This is a genomic window from Sunxiuqinia sp., from assembly GCF_055140945.1.
Genome location: NZ_JBSQYS010000013.1, coordinates 1 through 17,083, shown reverse-complemented (window position 1 = coordinate 17,083; position 17,083 = coordinate 1). Strand labels below are relative to the sequence as shown.

General features: G+C 39.7%; 17 protein-coding genes. 9 read left to right on the top strand and 8 right to left on the bottom strand.

What is annotated here, in order from left to right:
* Window positions 1-40 precede the first annotated feature (40 nt).
* The 3 genes from ACTB00_RS08045 (at window position 41) to ACTB00_RS08035 (ending at window position 2,288) form a co-directional block, all read left to right on the top strand.
* Complete coding sequence (locus ACTB00_RS08045) at window positions 41-1,204, top strand: hypothetical protein (protein WP_463299399.1); 1,164 nt, start codon at window positions 41-43, stop codon at window positions 1,202-1,204.
* Between the two features lie 109 nt (window positions 1,205-1,313).
* A complete protein-coding gene (locus ACTB00_RS08040; protein WP_463299398.1) occupies window positions 1,314-1,850 on the top strand; it encodes a hypothetical protein in 537 nt (178 codons plus the stop codon).
* Window positions 1,851-1,868: 18 nt separating this feature from the next.
* Window positions 1,869-2,288, top strand: a complete 420-nt coding sequence (locus ACTB00_RS08035; RefSeq protein ID WP_463299397.1) for an RrF2 family transcriptional regulator — start codon at window positions 1,869-1,871, stop codon at window positions 2,286-2,288.
* Window positions 2,289-2,459: 171 nt separating this feature from the next.
* Here the strand turns inward: ACTB00_RS08035 and ACTB00_RS08030 are convergent, their stop codons facing one another.
* Window positions 2,460-3,659, bottom strand: coding sequence for a saccharopine dehydrogenase family protein (locus tag ACTB00_RS08030; RefSeq protein ID WP_159518864.1), 1,200 nt, complete (start codon window positions 3,657-3,659; stop codon window positions 2,460-2,462).
* A gap of 313 nt (window positions 3,660-3,972) precedes the next feature.
* Between ACTB00_RS08030 and ACTB00_RS08025 the strand changes: the two genes are divergently transcribed.
* The gene (locus tag ACTB00_RS08025) at window positions 3,973-4,683 is read left to right on the top strand and encodes a phosphoadenylyl-sulfate reductase (RefSeq protein ID WP_463299396.1); all 711 of its coding nucleotides are present in this window, start codon (window positions 3,973-3,975) and stop codon (window positions 4,681-4,683) included.
* A gap of 51 nt (window positions 4,684-4,734) precedes the next feature.
* Here the strand turns inward: ACTB00_RS08025 and ACTB00_RS08020 are convergent, their stop codons facing one another.
* Entirely contained in the window at window positions 4,735-5,106 is a 372-nt protein-coding gene (locus ACTB00_RS08020) for a YccF domain-containing protein (protein ID WP_463299395.1), read from the bottom strand.
* Window positions 5,107-5,357: 251 nt separating this feature from the next.
* Window positions 5,358-6,659 carry an acetylxylan esterase gene (locus ACTB00_RS08015; RefSeq protein WP_463299394.1) on the bottom strand — a complete coding sequence of 434 codons (1,302 nt, stop codon included), beginning with the start codon at window positions 6,657-6,659 and terminating at the stop codon, window positions 5,358-5,360.
* Between the two features lie 567 nt (window positions 6,660-7,226).
* Here ACTB00_RS08015 and ACTB00_RS08010 point away from each other — a divergent pair.
* Both ACTB00_RS08010 and ACTB00_RS08005 read left to right on the top strand, forming a co-directional pair.
* Window positions 7,227-8,258, top strand: coding sequence for a hypothetical protein (locus ACTB00_RS08010; RefSeq protein WP_463299393.1), 1,032 nt, complete (start codon window positions 7,227-7,229; stop codon window positions 8,256-8,258).
* 90 nt (window positions 8,259-8,348) lie between these two features.
* Window positions 8,349-10,979 carry a glycoside hydrolase family 3 C-terminal domain-containing protein gene (locus ACTB00_RS08005; RefSeq protein ID WP_463299392.1) on the top strand — a complete coding sequence of 877 codons (2,631 nt, stop codon included), beginning with the start codon at window positions 8,349-8,351 and terminating at the stop codon, window positions 10,977-10,979.
* An 83-nt stretch (window positions 10,980-11,062) separates the two neighbouring features.
* Here the strand turns inward: ACTB00_RS08005 and ACTB00_RS08000 are convergent, their stop codons facing one another.
* Window positions 11,063-12,088 (bottom strand): aldo/keto reductase, encoded by a 1,026-nt coding sequence (locus tag ACTB00_RS08000; RefSeq protein ID WP_463299391.1) that lies wholly within the window; start codon window positions 12,086-12,088, stop codon window positions 11,063-11,065.
* 135 nt (window positions 12,089-12,223) lie between these two features.
* On the opposite strand from ACTB00_RS08000, the gene ACTB00_RS07995 reads away from it, so the two are divergent.
* Entirely contained in the window at window positions 12,224-12,703 is a 480-nt protein-coding gene (locus ACTB00_RS07995; RefSeq protein ID WP_463299390.1) for a glutathione peroxidase, read from the top strand.
* 219 nt (window positions 12,704-12,922) lie between these two features.
* Here the strand turns inward: ACTB00_RS07995 and ACTB00_RS07990 are convergent, their stop codons facing one another.
* On the bottom strand, window positions 12,923-13,516 hold the full coding sequence (locus ACTB00_RS07990) for a nitroreductase family protein (protein ID WP_463299389.1): 594 nt from the start codon (window positions 13,514-13,516) through the stop codon (window positions 12,923-12,925).
* A gap of 185 nt (window positions 13,517-13,701) precedes the next feature.
* Here ACTB00_RS07990 and ACTB00_RS07985 point away from each other — a divergent pair, with 185 nt between their 5' ends.
* Window positions 13,702-13,980 carry a tetratricopeptide repeat protein gene (locus tag ACTB00_RS07985; protein ID WP_463299388.1) on the top strand — a complete coding sequence of 93 codons (279 nt, stop codon included), beginning with the start codon at window positions 13,702-13,704 and terminating at the stop codon, window positions 13,978-13,980.
* A gap of 20 nt (window positions 13,981-14,000) precedes the next feature.
* Here the strand turns inward: ACTB00_RS07985 and ACTB00_RS07980 are convergent, their stop codons facing one another.
* From ACTB00_RS07980 to ACTB00_RS07970, 3 genes are all read right to left on the bottom strand, one after another.
* Entirely contained in the window at window positions 14,001-15,332 is a 1,332-nt protein-coding gene (locus ACTB00_RS07980; RefSeq protein WP_463299387.1) for a sensor histidine kinase, read from the bottom strand.
* A gap of 117 nt (window positions 15,333-15,449) precedes the next feature.
* The gene (locus tag ACTB00_RS07975; RefSeq protein ID WP_463299386.1) at window positions 15,450-15,635 is read right to left on the bottom strand and encodes a hypothetical protein; all 186 of its coding nucleotides are present in this window, start codon (window positions 15,633-15,635) and stop codon (window positions 15,450-15,452) included.
* A gap of 415 nt (window positions 15,636-16,050) precedes the next feature.
* On the bottom strand, window positions 16,051-16,569 hold the full coding sequence (locus ACTB00_RS07970; protein WP_463299385.1) for a YybH family protein: 519 nt from the start codon (window positions 16,567-16,569) through the stop codon (window positions 16,051-16,053).
* A 200-nt stretch (window positions 16,570-16,769) separates the two neighbouring features.
* Here ACTB00_RS07970 and ACTB00_RS07965 point away from each other — a divergent pair.
* A partial coding sequence (locus ACTB00_RS07965; RefSeq protein ID WP_463299384.1) for a hypothetical protein occupies window positions 16,770-17,083 on the top strand: 314 nt, incomplete at its 3' end.

The following is a 17,083-nucleotide window of genomic DNA, read 5'->3' as shown; positions in this document are numbered from 1 at the left end:
TCCGCTTCGAGTATTATTTAATCAATTTAATTATATCAAAATGAAAAAGGTTTCTTTGATTTTTGCCGTATTATTTATGGCAGTGATAGCGTCTGGTCAAAATTTCGAACAACCTAAGGTTGCCAAGGATTTTGACGGTGTTAAAGTGAAAGTAGGGGGAGATTTTGCTATTCAACTTCAGTCATTGGATCATGAGGCGTCTGTAGAATTAGTCGAACTTAATCATAATTTCAATTTACCAACTGCAAATTTGAGTTTGACTGCAAAATTGGCTCCTGGAATTCAGTTGTACATGAACAACTATTTGTCTTCTCGCCACCACAACGAAGCGTGGGTTGAAGGTGGTTACCTGACAATTGATCAATTGCCATTCTTGCCTGCAGCCAACAGTATTATGGAATACCTAACCATTAAAGCAGGTGTAATGAACCCAAACTATGGTGATGCTCATTTCTACCGCAGTAACAATGCAGCAGTTTTGAACAACCCATTCGTAGGGAACTGGATCATGGACAACTTCACTACTAACCCTGGAATTGAGTTCATGTACCGTAACAAAGGCTTCCTCGCATTGGTTGGAACCAACAATGGCCGTATGAACTATGGACGTGGTAATGATATTGGTGAAGACTTGGTTTTCAACTGGAAACTGGCTTATGATACTGATATCAACGAAGACCTAAGAATACGTGCATCCTTTTCTGGGTACCACGTTGGCGAAGGACACAGCGGATCTTACTTGTGGGATGGCGACCGTGCTGGTGCGCGTTACTACAATGTGATGCAAACAGCCGATGCCGAAGGTGATAATTTCCGCTCAGGACGTTGGAGTCCAGGCAGCGGGCAGTCAGAAATGAACAGCTACATGGCTAACCTTTTTGTGAAATTTCATGGTTTGGAAGTATTTGGGATTTATGAAAACATGAAGGGCGTTAAAAGAGATGAGGATCAGCATTACACACAAACTGCACTGCAAGCCATTTACCGGATCGGAAGCTTCTATGTTGGTACTCGTTTGAATAAAGTATCTGACAATGAAGACTCAAAGGTAACTCGCACGAACATTGGTGGTGGTTGGTACATGACTAACAACGTGTTGGTTAAACTTGACTACGTGAATCAAGAGTATGAAGGACCTGCCCATGGAGCGATTGACGGTGGAAACTTTAATGGATTAGTGCTGGAAGCAGCCATATCCTTTTAAATAATTGGTTTAGTTAGATCAAGCTGCCCCGGTAAAAAGGGCAGCTTTTCACTTTTTTATTTCATATTTAATGAAAATTCGATCAACATATTTCATAGTCTTTTTACTTATGGTGATCCAAACTGTTGACGGACAGATGGCTGCCAGAAAAGAGACTTTTAGTCGGTATATGTTTGATCAGGTTCACATTACCGGAAAAACAAATGTGAACGATTTTCATATGGAGTATCGGGAGGATGAATTCTGCAGGATGCCCAGTACATTTAGTTCAGATGAGGCAACGATAGAAATTAATATTCCGGCAGAAGAAGTCGAAGCCGATTCTAAAATCATGCTGAAAGACTTCCTTGATTTGATTAACTCCGACGAATATCCAAACATCACGATTGAAATTGCAAAGGATGAAATTGACTTTGCTTCACCAGATACTGAGGGAAAGAAGACCATCGAATTAAGTATGAATGGACTTACGAAGAAGTATCAATGTGAAACTGTTTCAGCGTCTTGTTTTGTAGATCAATGGTGCCTGACAGGACAATTGAAGCTTAAACTAACCGATTTTAATATTGAGCCGCCTCATAAGTTTTTAGGTTTGGTAAAGGTTCGGAATGAAATATTTATTAGTTTTAGAATCTTGTTTTCGTAGAACCAAAAAAACTAACTTTTGAAATTCAGTACCAAAACCCGGTATGGTATTCGCGCTATGCTTGAAATTGCGAAAGACGAATCCCAAAGCGGTGTCTTCCAGAAAGACATAGCCGCAAATCAGAAGATTTCTGTCAAATACTTAGACCAAATTATTCATGCCTTAAAGGCTTCTGGTCTGATTATCAATTTGCGTGGAAAAAAGAGTGGTTACATCTTAACCCGCCAACCTTCAGAAATTACGATACTGGATATTCACAACGCTTTTGAACCTGGAATTTGTGTGATCGATTGCTTGGCTCAAAGCTTTCATTGCGACCGCGAAACTACTTGTCGCGTTAAAGGTTTCTGGGGAGAACTGAATCGAATGGTTGTAGACTATTTCAAAGGCGTTACCCTCGAAGATTTATGCAAAGGGCGCATAAATCTGGACCAATAAACTTCTATTGCTGGCTCAAAAATAGAAATAGCGAATCAGTACCAAAAGAACACCGCCGACATACAAAATATCCAAATTACCGTGTGTAGCAACTTGAGTCGATGATTGACTTGGTTCATTGCTTCTTGAAAAAGAAAGCCCAGTCCAAATAAGGCTGAGCTTTTATTGTTGTTAGTATTCCATTTCTAAATCAGTATCGTGAATTTCGTGCCATGGAAGTCCGTGTTGGTTTAGCGCTTCCATAAACGGATCCGGATCAAATTCTTCGACATTGTATACGCCGTCTTTCTTCCAAAGTCCTTTCAGGTACATCATTGCACCAATCATTGCAGGCACCCCGGTGGTGTAGCTAACCGCTTGTGTTCCGGTCTCAGCAAACGCAACTTCGTGATCACAGTTGTTATACACGTAGTAGGTTTTTTCCTTTCCGTCTTTTAAGCCTTTAATACGGCAGCCAATTGATGTTTGTCCTTTATAGTTTTCACCCAGATCGCCCGGATTTGGCAAAACAGCTTTTAGGAATTGGATCGGAACAATCTCTTTCCCTTCATACATCACCGGTTCAATTCCAGCCATTCCAATGTTTTGGATCACGCGCAAGTGAGTCAGGTACTCCTGCCCAAAGGTCATCCAAAAGCGAGCTTGTTTAATGGTTGGGAAATTCTTAACCAATGATTCCAATTCCTCATGAAAGATCAAATACGATTCTTTTGGGCCAATGTTTGGATAATCCAGAGGCTTGTGAATTTCATGGGGTTCTGTTTCTACCCATTTGCCATCTTTCCAGTATTTCCCTTTTTGGGTGACCTCGCGAATATTGATTTCCGGGTTGAAATTGGTTGCAAAAGCTTTTCCGTGGTCGCCGGCATTACAGTCTACAATATCCAGGTATTGTATTTCGTCGAAATGATGCTTAGCCGCATGAGCAGTGTAAATACTTGTTACACCCGGGTCGAAACCACAACCTAAAATGGCTGTAATTCCCGCCTCTTTAAACCGGTTTTGATAAGCCCATTGCCATTTGTATTCATATTTTGCTTCGTCTTTCGGTTCGTAGTTAGCAGTATCCATGTAGCTAACTTTAGTTTCAAGGCAGGCATCCATAATTGGTAGATCCTGGTATGGAAGTGCTACATTCACCACTAAATCAGGCTTAAAACTTCTGATCAGTTCAACGAGTTGTGGAACGTTTTCAGCATCAACCTGAGCTGTTTTAATCCGGTTTCCGCCGATTTTATTTGCAATTTCATCGCATTTGGATTTTGTGCGACTAGCCATCATGATGTCTGTAAAAACCTCTGGAAGTGCAGCCATCTTGTGAGCAACAACAGTTGCCACTCCTCCTGCACCAATTATCAAAACTTTTCCCATTAATATGTTCTTTTTATATGAAGTTATTCTTTTCAAAGGAACTAAATTTTTTAAAATCAATAAAGCCCTTTTTATTCGAATTATTTTAAAACAGTGATTTTATAAATTCTTATTTTTTAGTGTTTTCTGTTTGAATGCATTATTTACCTTCAAACAAAATGGGCGTTAAAACGTATTTTATAAGGCATTTAATTCTATTTCTTTGTAACGAATTAAGTGCGATTTGCTATTAGAGTAACGATTCAAATTTAAACTTGTTTGAAAATGATTATTTTTGTAGCGAGAAAGAAGAAATAAAAAAAGAGGACAAAGCATGGTTACAAAGCAGACCGCAGATCAGCTGAACGCTGAGTTTAATGAAAAGAAAATTGTTGAAACACTGAAACATATAGCAAGTCAGTTTCCGGGGAAAGTAGTATTTACGACTAGTTTTGGAATTGAAGATCAGGTAATTACCGATTATGTTTTCAAAAACGAAATTGATATTAAGGTCGTAACTTTAGATACCGGACGTTTGTTTGAAGAAACCTACAAGGTGTATAACCGAACGCTGGAAAAGTATCAAAAGCCCATTCAACCGTATTATCCAAAACATGATGAATTGGAGAGTTTTGTTGGCGAAAAAGGACCCAATAGCTTTTATCTTTCCGTAGAAAATCGGAAGCAATGTTGTTTTATCCGTAAGGTAGAACCACTTGGCCGTGCCCTTGATGGGATGGAATGCTGGATTACCGGGATTCGTGCCTCTCAATCGAATAACCGCGAAGAGATGCTGCTTTTTGAGTGGGATGGCGGGCACGAAATTGTAAAATACAATCCTTTACGGGACTGGAGTTTGGAAGATTGCAAAGCATATGTGAAGGAAAACCAAGTGCCATATAATGTTTTACACGATCGTGGATTTGTGAGTATTGGTTGCTCGCCTTGTACGCGTGCAATTCAACCAGGAGAAGATTTCAGAGCCGGACGCTGGTGGTGGGAAAGTAACTCCAAGAAAGAATGTGGACTACATACACATCAATAAAAATGGTGAACAACTAAAATATTGCAAGCAGGTTATGATGACCTGCTTTTTTTAGTCTATAATCCTACGACCGAAAGGGGTCAAGGCCAGACTCATCAATTTAAAATGTTGTTTGGCGAATGGAAGCCCGACAATGGTGATTGCAAAAAGTAACCCGAATGCCAAATGAGTTAGGGTAATCCAAATACCACCAACAAAAAACCATAGTATATTCATAACGGTTGAAAGGCAGCCCGGAGCATAGTCCATATATTCTATGCGTTTGCCAAAAGGCCATAAAGCCAGCAACGATAATTTAATGCTTTGCAATCCGAACGGGATACCAACAATTGTCAGGCAGAGTAAAAGTCCTCCAATCAGGTATTCCAGAAAAATAAAGAAACCTCCAAATACAATCCAAATAACATTACCTAGTGTGCTCATCTTTTTTGTTTGAATGTTTGGTTTTTTGTTGATTCGAATGTAGTTTTTTTGCTTCGATCCAGTATTAGTTTTTCGGTGAACAGGGAAAATTTCTGGATGAATGAATTACATGCTACTTTTTTTGCTTTCGACCAGGCAATAGAGTTCTCTACAAAAAATGAACGACCTTTGCGGACAGCTGTCTTTTTATATTTTGGAGTTGTGGTTCATATTTACTGGTTGCCATTTTTTTACTGATCCGGGACTAGCTTTTAGTGAAGTTGAGTTTTAATCCAGTCTAAAATCTGATGACGGGTAGTTGTTGAAATCCAGTGTTCATTTATAGGAGTGATTAACGCTTCTTTATCGCAATTCAATGTATTATAAATGATGTAGCTGGTTGTAGGAGGACAAACATTATCATTGTAACCCCAGGTCATAAAAACAGGAACATTAATCAGCTTCGCGAAATTGACCACATCATAATAAGCCATCGTATTGATTTTTTCGGGTGTGTCCATTCCATCAAAATAAAGTGAGAAATGAGGATACCCACCTGCACGTCCGGCTTTAAATCCGGCCATGTCGCTTAGCGCCGGATGATTGGCTGCACATGCTGTCACTCGGGAGTCAAGTGCAGTTGTAATCAAGGCTAGCGCTCCGCCCTGACTTCCTCCCTGAGCAATTAGGTTTTTACCATCCCATTCAGGTAGGCTGATTAAAAAATCTAAAGCCCGAACGCAGGACAGGTACACTTTTTTCATGTAATACGAATCTTTGTTGTCTAGGCCATTAACCAAATAACTATTATTCCCCTGGCCAAAAGCCTGACTAATTTCGCGATAGGTTTCACGGTCTAAATTCGGGCGAATACCGTGAATTTCCATATCGAAACGAATACAGCCTCCTTCAGCATAAAAAATATCTTTCATTGGATTCATGGGTTTGATTCCAGCACCCGGAGGTGAAAATACGACTGGGAATTTCCCTTCTTTTTTAGGCAAAGTAAGGTATCCGTAAACATATTCCTTTTTTTTGAAGGCCTGCAGTTTTATAAGATAGCAGTCAACCTTATTGCTTGAATATTCGGGTACAAACGTTTTCTCATATACCATGGGGCATTTTGCTGCTTCGTCTTTGGCTTCATTCCAAAAGCTGACAAAATCATCTGGAAATTGAGTGTAAGGCTTTAGCTTCTCCGGTGCAAAACCTACTTTGATATGATGTTTATATTCCACACCATTCAGCTCTATCTCAAGTTTACAGTCTCTAAATCCCGGTTTTGACATGGATCCTATTGGTATTTCAGCTTCTCCGTTTCTCAGCGTGACTGTCCCGCTTTTTTCGCTCGGAAAAAGTTCCGGGCCAACGTGGTATCCAATTTCAATATTGTCTTGCAATACACCATATTCGTACAGGGATACGGTTATTCTGGCTTCTTCATTTAATTGATAAAGCCAGTTGGAGTTGCTAGGTGTGGTTACCCATAACACGTTACTACGATAAGGGTAGTTTTCTGCATATCCGGAGCAGATAATAAGCAAAAGGAGGCTGAGAAACGATATCTTTTTCATAATAGACAAAAATACAATATTGAATGAAGATAGCGTGTCTGTGTTGATATAAAAGCGAGGATGTTATTTTTTTATTTTGATTCACCTGCGCCTGCTCTGATCAAAAGATCAAAACAGGCGGTTTTTAGGTGTGTGTAGATGATTGTGTCAACACCATTTTGTTAAAAACCAGGCATTTGAAACGCGAAGATATGAGCTAGAGGTTATATATTTACGGTTCATTTCATGGTGCGCTTATCGAAAAATAGGGATACAAAGATCTGGCTTTACTTGCTTTTCACTTTTGATAAAAAGGCAATTTACTATTGTATTTTTTAAATAATGGTTCTAATCTGATCGGATAGAGTTTCCTTAGCAGCTTTTGGGCGCATAAACAACGATCGGCGCGGGAACAATAGTCATCATGAAAAGTCTTCTTTTGTTGAAAATCAAAATGACAGCGTTTATCATCGATGCTCCAACCTTTTGAAAACATTTCATTTTTGTGCTTTTATGTCGACATCAATTCAATTTGAATGAACTTGACAGGCTTTTTACTGTTCATTACAACAGAGAAAAAAATTAGAAATGAGAAAATTGGCTGCCCTTTCGTTGGTATTTATTATTGCTTCTTGTACTCTCAGAACAACCGAAGACCCGATAAACAAATCCCAAACCATTCCCCCGGATCAGATATCGCTGGGAGGCGTACTCGCAGAGTTTGTTAACCTGAAACAGGTCGATCAGCATGCTCATTCGAGTTCATTGCTTTTTACTGATAGTATTCGTAGTCTGCAATCCAATTTGGAGGTAATAAAGAAAGAGCAGAAGGAACTGGATGAAGCGTTGTTGGATGAATGGAATATCCTGAATCAGAAGATAACACAGAGCTTTGAACGTTTGTCGAAAGACGAAGTGAATGCCTGGGTAACGTTAAATGACAGTTTATTGAAATATACGCAGGAAGTTCGCTTTGCCGATGCTTTGGAACGCATCGCTTACAATCCGGTTGGCAATAATCAAATATCCAAAATGCAATTAAAATCATTTTACTATACCCGTTTGTACGACCGCATTTATTTCAATGTGTTCGGAAGTTCCAGCCTTCAATACGAGCATACTACAGGCGGAAGTGTGCGCTTGGTTCAGGCAACTGATTATCCGTTCGATAACCGGATTTCGATAAAAGTTGAATTGCAGGATACCCGCTATCTTGATCTTTATATCCGGATACCTGAGTGGGCAACAAACTCCTCTGTAACGTCAAAAGGAGTGAAGTATAATGTTATTCCGGGGCAATATACCGAGATTGCGAAAAAATGGAAAAATGGAGAAGAGGTCGAAATAATAATAGGAATTGAACCGGAAGTTATCGAAAATAATGATTCTGCTTTTGCACTAACTTATGGGTCTTTATTTCTAACTCATCTTAATTCATCAATAAAGCAGCTCACATTTCGTAAAGAAAATCCTATCGATTATTTAAAAATGGTCTCGCCGGTCGGTAAAATGCCAACTTTTACTTTTACCGGAATTGAAGATACCACCTTGGTTTTTCAGCCTTATTTTTCAGAAGAATATGATACGGTTGGCCGAACGGCTTGGATCAGACAAAAGTGATTCTGTATCATGCTAGCTTTTCTTGTTAGAATAAATCAAAGCAAATAGCTATATTTGCATACCAGAACAGAACAGATAAAACCAACTAAGATGAAAAATCTAACTTTAATGCTGGCCTTTGCTATAGGCTTGTTTCTTAATTCTTTTGCTCAATATGAGTATCCTTTTCAAAATCCAGATCTTCCGGTTGCAAAGCGAGTAGATGATTTAGTTTCCCGATTAACAATTCAGGAGAAAATAGATCAAACACTATACGAATCTCCGGCTATTGAGCGTCTGAGTATTCCTAAATACAATTGGTGGAATGAATGTTTGCATGGAGTTGCACGAGCTGGTTATGCTACGGTCTTTCCGCAATCAATATCCATCGCTGCTTCGTGGGATAAGGAATTGATGCAAAAGGTTGCTTCGGTTATTTCTGATGAAGCTCGGGCTAAGCATCACGAGTTTATCCGTAAAGGGGAACGTGGCATATATCAGGGGTTGACATTTTGGTCGCCTAATATCAATATATTTCGTGATCCCCGGTGGGGAAGGGGTCACGAAACTTACGGCGAAGATCCGTATCTAACAGGGCAGATGGGAAAAGAATTTGTTCTTGGTCTGCAAGGAGATGATTCCGATTATCTGAAAGTGGTGGCAACGGCGAAGCATTATGCGGTTCATTCGGGTCCCGAACCCTCACGCCATGTGTTTGATGCTCGTGTTAGTGAACGAGATTTGCGGGAAACATATTTGCCGGCTTTTCGAACTTTAGTAGTTGATGGAGAAGTGCATTCGGTGATGGGTGCCTACAACCGATTTCGTGGAGAAGCGGCTTGCGCCAACACCGAGCTTTTTGATATTTTGCGTAACGAATGGAATTTTGACGGCTATGTGGTGTCCGATTGTGGGGCGATCTCTGATATCTGGAAGTATCATAAGCTTGTGCCTGATGCTGCTTCTGCGGCGGCTCTTGCAATCAAAAGAGGGTGTGATTTAAACTGCGGAAGTACTTACGAAGCATTAACAGATGCTGTTGAGTCAGGAATTTTAACAGAAGACGATTTAGATGTTGCTGTGAAACGCTTATTTGAAGCCCGTTTTAAATTAGGTATGTTCGATCCCGTGGAACGAGTGGAGTACGCACAAATTCCATACGCGGTAAATAATAATCCGGCTCATGATCGGTTAGCCCGTGAAGCTGCACAAGCAAGTATTGTACTGCTCAAAAACAAAAATACGCTTCCCTTGTCAAAATCGTTAAATACCATAGCGGTAATAGGACCAAATGCAGATGAAGTACAATCACTCTGGGGAAATTACAATGGGATTCCATCTAACCCCATCACAGTCTTACAGGGCATCAAAAATAAAGTGGAACCACGTACGACAGTCTTATATGCTCCGGGAAGTGATTTGGCTGAAGGAATTCCTACGATGGAGGTTATCCCATCAATATATTTACAAACGAAGGATGGTGAACAAGGTTTGAAAGGTGAATATTTTGATAACAGCAGTTGGGAAGGTGAGCCATTGTTTACACAACTTGATGATAACGTAGATTTTATGTGGGATTTAGGAACACCCGACCCTCGTTTAGAAACGGGACAATTTAGTATTCGTTGGACTGGTTATGTCGTTGCTCCCAAAACCGGATCATATCATTTTAGTGATTGGGGAAAACCTTATATGAAGATTACCTTGAATGGAACGGAAGTAACCGGGGGTAATCATGTTCATCACGCGAACATCAAGCCGGTAACTGTTCAAATGAATGCAGGTGAGCGTTATAAAATTTTGGTTGAATATCAAAATTACTATGGCGATGCGACCGCACAACTTCTCTGGTCGGTGCCGGAAGAAAACCGCTTAGAAGAAGCTGTGAGTATTGCTCAACAAGCTGATGCAGTTGTTTTGACTTTGGGTTTGAATGAACGTTTGGAGGGGGAAGAAATGTCGGTAGAGTTGGAAGGATTTTATAAAGGAGACCGTACAAATCTCAACTTGCCTCAAACACAGGTTGATTTGATGAAAGCAGTTGTGGCAACCGGCAAACCTGTGGTGTTGGTGTTGATCAATGGAAGTGCGCTTTCCATTAACTGGGCAGCAGAGCACGTCCCCGCAATTTTAACAGCCGGTTATCCGGGTCAGCAGGGCGGAAATGCCGTTGCCGATGTGTTATTTGGCGATTATAATCCGGCGGGGAAGCTTCCGGTTACCTATTATAAATCGGTTGAGCAATTACCAGCTTTTGAAAACTATGAGATGGAAGGCCGTACCTACCGTTATTTTAAGGGCGAACCTTTGTACCCGTTTGGCTACGGATTAAGTTACACCTCTTTTGAGTATCGTAATTTGAGTTTGTCCGATATGGTCGACGCAGACGAACCTTTTACTATTACCGTGGACGTGACCAATACCGGAGACATGGATGGAGACGAAGTAGTTCAGTTGTATTTGACAGATGAGAAAGCATCAACACCAAGGCCAATTCGCCAGTTGGAAGGTTTTAAACGAATTCATCTGAAAAAAGGAGAAACGCAGACTGTTCAATTTACTTTGGAGCCTCGCCAATTGTCAATAATCAATAAAAAAGATCAGCGGGTTATTGAGCCTGGTTGGTTCACCATTGCAGTAGGTGGCGAGCAACCCGGGTTTGAGGGGAACACCGATGCCGAAACAACATCAACGATTTCGGGTCGTTTTCAGGTGAAAGGAAAAGTGAAGTCAATACAATAGACAAATTTTTAACACAATAAAAAATCCCGGGAGTTGTGAATTACCGGGATTTATTTTAATGGGGATTTTTTCGTCCGCTTTCTCTATTGATTCATGAATCTATCATGCATCTGGCGCTGAACCATCCATCCCGGGTATTCAGGTGTTAATGCACTAATCTCATCAAGTTGATTGATTTCATCTCCTGTAAGTTGAAGCTTCGTTGAAGCCAAGTTATCATTCAATTGATCCAGTTTTTTTGCTCCGATAATAACGCTCGTTACTGCTGGTTTACGAAGCATCCAGGCTAAAGCAACTTGAGCTGCCGAAACTTGATGGTTTTCCGCAATCTCTAGCATGACATCAATAATGTCATAGGCTTTTTCTTTATTTAGTGGAGGGAAATCAAAATCATCTCGTCGGCTATTTCCGGCTTTTTCTTTTTCCCGGGAATATTTCCCCGACAGAAATCCACCAGCGAGTGGACTCCACGGCATAAGCCCCATACCTTGATCCTCGATCATCGGAATTACTTCACGTTCGATATCCCGTGATGCCAAACTGTAGTAATATTGACCGGCGCAAAACGGTGTCCATCCATTTCTTTCGGCAATGGCATTTGCCTTGGCAACCATCCAAGCCGGATGATTGCTGATTCCCAGGTATCGAACTTTCCCGGCTCTGACAACATCTTCCAAACCACGCATTGTTTCTTCAAGTGGCGTCAGCGGGTCGACCCCATGGATATAAAGTAAGTCAATATACGATAAACCCATTCGCTCCAGACTTTCATTCACCGAATCAATCATGTGAGACCTGGTTAACCCCACTTGGTTTGCCCCGGGGCCCATTCGAATCCTGACTTTGGTAGCAACAACAACTTGTTGCCTGTTGACTCCAAGATCGTTAAGCGATTTTCCAAGCATCTTTTCCGATAGCCCTTCCGAATAAGCATTCGCAGTATCAATAAAATTAATACCGCCATCTAGCGCAGTTTTCATTAATTTATTGACTTCGTCTTGCGGTACTTTGCCAATCGATTCCCAAAAACCTTTTCCACCAAATGTCATTGTTCCAAGGCATAACTCAGAAACTAAAATTCCGGTATTTCCTAATTGATTGTATTCCATAATACTTCTTTTAATAGTTTTTTTAGTACAACATTTCAGCAGGACGATGGTTGATCAAAAGATGTTAAAAGAGGAGTCTACTCAACTAATCGTTAATATTTTGGTTGTAATGTAATAGACACAAATCATTGAGGTATGGGAACAAATTTTTATGAGTTTGAGGCTATTTCGTTGAGCGGAAAGGAAGTTGACTTTTCAAGCTATGCAGGGAATGTTATTTTAGTTGTAAATACAGCGAGCAAGTGCGGATTTACTCCTCAATACGGAGGATTAGAGAAACTCCATAAAAAGTTTAAGGATCAAGGCTTGGTCATTTTAGGTTTTCCTTGCAACCAGTTTGGCAATCAAGAGCCCGGAACTGAAAAGGACATTGCAGAAGGCTGTCTGGCAAACTATGGTGTAACATTTCAGATGTTTAAAAAGGTTGAGGTGAATGGCAATCAGGCACATCCGGTTTTTAAGTTTCTGAAACATAAATTAAACGGAGTTTTAGGAAGCCGTATAAAATGGAATTTCACCAAATTTTTGATTGACAGAAACGGAAATCCCGTAAAACGATTTGCCCCGGTTACAAAGCCCGAGAAGATGGAAGAAGACATAAAAGCATTACTGTAGCTTATTCTGTGGTGACTTGTCAAGAGTCTGATCTAATGACAGAAAAAGCGAACATAGTTTTGGTAGCTGAAATTCAGCTATCAAGAAAAAGCTAAGGTCACGGACCTATTTGATATTTTCGGTTTCGCTTCTATCACAAATTGTTAAAGACTCGAAACATGACACTAAATTATTCGCACTGCTTAGTTGACGAATTGGAGTAGCAATTAACGGTTTTTTTTACTTGCGAATCCACTCTGTTTTCTCTTCTACTGGAATACGTGTTCGTGGTGGGCGTTTAAAAGTTTCATCGGGCTCTCCTAAAATAAAAAAGCCAATTGGAGTATCTTCTTTTTCCAATGCCAGAAAATTATGCATTTGTTCCGAATAGCAAATATCTCCGGTGCTCAGGTACCCGCCAATGTTGAATGCCTCCAAACTTAAATAGATGTTCTCAACTGCACAGGCCACCGAAACGATATCCTCTTGTACCGGGAAGCGTTTGTACGGATCTCTTTTTGCAATGATGGCAATGATATGGGAAACCCGTTTCCACTTTTCGCTGTATGCAGCATACTTGAAATCGAAAAACTTATCGGCTGGGGTGATCTCTTTGTAAATTTGTTGTTGGACATTGAAAAAGCGCTTCACCCCTTCATCGGCAAATACTTTAAACTGCCAGGCTTGCACCAATCCATGCGATGGAGCCCAGGTGGCATTTTCCAGTAGTTTCTCAATAATTGAATCGGCAATTTTACCACCTTCTTTTAATCCATTTACAAAGGTTGATTTCCGGTTTTTTATCCATGCTGATATTTCTTGTGAATCTTTCATGCTTGTAGCTTTTCTGATTTGTTTTAGTAAACAAGCAATCGTCCTTCAGGTTTAGTACAAAAAGCTCTTTCAATGAAACCGGGTGTTGGGTTAATCGCTGAAGTTTCGTCAATCTGAATACGACTTTCCATTTAAGTGCAGAATTTCTCTATTTTTGTGAGCAACTCTTATAGTGATAGAAAATTATGAATGGCTCACTCGAACAGGTTAAAGATCTTATTGAATCAAACAAATTAGATGAAGCACAGAAGCTGATTCAGAAATCGTTGGATGTGGATTCCTCGTCGGAAGCATTGTATTTTTATCTTGGACAGATTTACTACAGACAACAAAAATGGGGTGAAGCAATCAATGCGTATCACCAAGTGTTGGAGTTGAACCCGGACCACAAGGAAGCACAATCCAATATCGAGATGGCAAAAAATATCTTAGGGTATTTCACGCCCGATATGTTTAATCCTTAATCATGATTTTTTCTTATGGCTTAGGCTATAGGAATGGAAAAAGCGATTGTTGTTCCGTTTTTCATGTCACTTTCAGCCCATATTTCGCCATGGTGTCTATCGATAAACTCTTTGCAAATCAGTAATCCTAAGCCTGTGCCTTTTTCTCCCTGCGTTCCGGCTGTTGTTATGGAATGGTCGATCTTCAGTATTTTAGTTAAGTTGTCTTTTGAAATACCAACTCCGCTATCGCTTACAGAAACCACCACAGCCTTATCGTTTCTTTTTGTATGCACAACAATTTCCGAATTATGATGAGAAAATTTAATGGCGTTTGAAATTAAATTTCGTAAAACAGTCGCTATCATTTGCTTGTCGGCAAATACCTCAAGTTGTTCATCTGCCTTGTTGATTATTGATATTTGCTTTTCTTTAGCAGTCGATTTGTAGAGTTCAATAACTGTTTCGCATGAATCTCTCAGGTAAATCTGTTCTGGTTTAAAAAGTGTTCTGTTGGTATGAGCCCGGGCCCACTCCAATAGACTTATAATAAATTTGTATACTTCTTGGGCGGATTGATTCAATGTTTTTGCGTACTCTTCACTATCCTTCATGTTCTTGCTCTGTATCGATTCAACCAGTAATTCGCTAAATCCAAGAATATTATTGAATGGAGATTTCAAATCATGAGCGACGATCGAAAAGAATCGATCCTTGATTCGATTTGCTTCCTGAAGCTCGTCGTTAAGGTGTTCTAGTTTCTTTTTCGACGTTAACAGATTTTGCTTCAACTTAAAATTTGAATAATGGATTGAATATCGCGAATAGCCCAGCAGAAATGATACGACTATTCCGAAAAGAAAAAATAATCCACCTTGAGCAAGTAAGGTTTCGATATCAAAAATACTGTAGAGAGAGTAAAATAAAATGTATTCACTAATAAGAATCAGGTTTAAAAGAAGAATAGTTTTTTGTCGGACGAGCATTATAAAGTATGGCCAGAAAAGGCTTGCTACTACGATATTCAAATTCCAGGATATCAATAGAAACTCGGTTTTAAGTACCGAAGCACCATATGCAAAGAACAGGTAGAAAACACTCATAAACGCAATGAATGCAGTTTGATTGGATAGCTTTTTCGCTTTGTTTAAAAACAATAAAACGAGACCAGTCAGGCAGACTATCGATCTCATGACTAGAAAGCTTTGCCAGTGTTCGGGAATCATATAATAGTCGAAAACACTAAAGCCCATATCCCCGATGATGCTTCCGTAAACGAAAATGGGGAAGAATTTATCATTTAATTCATTGAACTCTGCAGACCATTCAGTCGTTGGGTACTGCGTTGTGTTTTGTTTTGCTGCATTAATCATATCCTTTCCCTTTCATTGGTTTTGCGCAATTAGTAAGCTTTACGCAAATACTCTTCCCGTCATTATTGCTGCTTGTTATTGGACAACTGATTTGTACATCTACAATAGTACTGATTATTAAAGGTGTTTAATGTGTTTTAAAACAATAATAGGATCAGCTTGATGCTGGTTTGCAATCAGCACTTCATAACTGTCGATCAGTAATCCGGCCTGCCTTTCTCTTTTTGAGACAATAATTAAGTGATTGGCCGATTTAAGAAATGCATACAATAATTCAATATCAAGTGTACTTAGGTTATCCATACTATCTATAATTTTCTTTGGATGCATAGCCCATAACGGCAGCCTGTCTAAAAACCGGTTTGGCTGAAAGTTAGTTGTAAACTTTTGGAAGGTTTTAAATGCAGCTCTAAAAATAGCTTAAACGAATCAAATAATGAACATAAATAAGGGAAAATACTGCCAGATATTCCTACAGTTTCTTCATCCCGATCAGGTTGATTATCCTGCGCAGCTTATAAACCGTTGCTCACGAATGGGAGGTTACTGCTATATGAATCGTATCTAAACCTCTTTTATCATTGGAGTTTAGGCTATCAATTAGTCTGATAAAAGTTGACTGCATCATAAGAGCCGTATGAATTTAGAGGTTCACGTACGGTTCGGTGAGAAGTTAGGAGTGAAATTCCCCTAGCTTACTCGACTGGCGGTACGTTTTTTACTCCTCAGGTTTATTCAGAGGTGAATGATGTTCGTGAACAATTCTCCAACCATTGTCTGTTTTAAGGAACAGCAATGACATCTGCTCATTTATAATGGCAAGGTCTTCTCCAAATTTTAGATGGAAATCAGAATGAAGAGTTACATTTGCTACATTATCATATACTGCAATTTTCATATCATTCATATCGAATTTCAATACTTCTGTTACTGAACCAAAAACGCCACGTTCATACTTTTCGTTTTCTTCTCCGTTATTCCTAACTTCTCCATTCTTAAACTCAGTAAATTTTGGACTATATGCATGAAAGGAAATAAGTTTGTCTAAATCTCCATCTTTTACACTTTGAGCTATACTATCCATAGTCAATTTAACTTCTTGCTTTGCTTCTGAAAATTCATCGTTTAAGAGGTCAATTTTAACCTCCTCAATTTCCACTTTTCCCTCTTTTTGTTTGCATCCTGTAATTACAATTCCATAAATCATAACAAGTGTAAAAATCATTTTTGCTTTCATAATCTTATATTTTATTGGTTAATAATAGTAGATTGAAGCTACAAAATTAAAACGAGTTGAAGTTTTGAGAATGTGCTACAACGGCTACTTAAAGTACAGGAAAAATCTTAAAAATTCAAATTTTCGGTGTTAAATGGTGGTGAGAGTGGGTTCTCCGCTAGGCTTTTAGCACAGTTGCACAAGTTAATGAATTTTACAGTATGGATTATTTGAGCACACGGATTTTTGTCAGCTTAATCGGCTTTGATGACCAGGTGATTCCGATCTGCAGCGATGTCTTACTCATTGCTGACCAGGTGATCCCTATTCCCGGCGATGTCCTGCTTATTGCTGACCAGGTGGTCCCTATTTCCGGCGATGTTCTGCTTATTGCTGACCATGTTGTCTCTATCCTTGGCGATGTCTTGCATATTGCCGGCGATGTTGTCCCTACTCGTGGCGATGTCTTGCATATTGCCGGCGATGTTGTCTCTACTCTTGGCGATGTCTTGCATATTGCTGACGATGTTGTCTC

Excerpts from the sequence above, each read along its gene's own strand:
- ACTB00_RS08015 (WP_463299394.1), bottom strand. The coding sequence starts at position 6,659 with ATGAAAAAGATATCGTTTCTCAGCCTCCTTTTGCTTATTATCTGCTCC.
- ACTB00_RS07975 (WP_463299386.1), bottom strand. The coding sequence starts at position 15,635 with ATGGATAACCTAAGTACACTTGATATTGAATTATTGTATGCATTTCTT.
- ACTB00_RS07970 (WP_463299385.1), bottom strand. The coding sequence starts at position 16,569 with ATGAAAGCAAAAATGATTTTTACACTTGTTATGATTTATGGAATTGTA.
- ACTB00_RS08025 (WP_463299396.1), top strand. The coding sequence starts at position 3,973 with ATGGTTACAAAGCAGACCGCAGATCAGCTGAACGCTGAGTTTAATGAA.
- ACTB00_RS08020 (WP_463299395.1), bottom strand. The coding sequence starts at position 5,106 with ATGAGCACACTAGGTAATGTTATTTGGATTGTATTTGGAGGTTTCTTT.
- ACTB00_RS07990 (WP_463299389.1), bottom strand. The coding sequence starts at position 13,516 with ATGAAAGATTCACAAGAAATATCAGCATGGATAAAAAACCGGAAATCA.
- ACTB00_RS08000 (WP_463299391.1), bottom strand. The coding sequence starts at position 12,088 with ATGGAATACAATCAATTAGGAAATACCGGAATTTTAGTTTCTGAGTTA.
- ACTB00_RS08040 (WP_463299398.1), top strand. The coding sequence starts at position 1,314 with ATGGTGATCCAAACTGTTGACGGACAGATGGCTGCCAGAAAAGAGACT.
- ACTB00_RS08045 (WP_463299399.1), top strand. The coding sequence starts at position 41 with ATGAAAAAGGTTTCTTTGATTTTTGCCGTATTATTTATGGCAGTGATA.
- ACTB00_RS07995 (WP_463299390.1), top strand. The coding sequence starts at position 12,224 with ATGGGAACAAATTTTTATGAGTTTGAGGCTATTTCGTTGAGCGGAAAG.
- ACTB00_RS08030 (WP_159518864.1), bottom strand. The coding sequence starts at position 3,659 with ATGGGAAAAGTTTTGATAATTGGTGCAGGAGGAGTGGCAACTGTTGTT.
- ACTB00_RS08010 (WP_463299393.1), top strand. The coding sequence starts at position 7,227 with ATGAGAAAATTGGCTGCCCTTTCGTTGGTATTTATTATTGCTTCTTGT.
- ACTB00_RS07985 (WP_463299388.1), top strand. The coding sequence starts at position 13,702 with ATGAATGGCTCACTCGAACAGGTTAAAGATCTTATTGAATCAAACAAA.
- ACTB00_RS08005 (WP_463299392.1), top strand. The coding sequence starts at position 8,349 with ATGAAAAATCTAACTTTAATGCTGGCCTTTGCTATAGGCTTGTTTCTT.
- ACTB00_RS07980 (WP_463299387.1), bottom strand. The coding sequence starts at position 15,332 with ATGATTAATGCAGCAAAACAAAACACAACGCAGTACCCAACGACTGAA.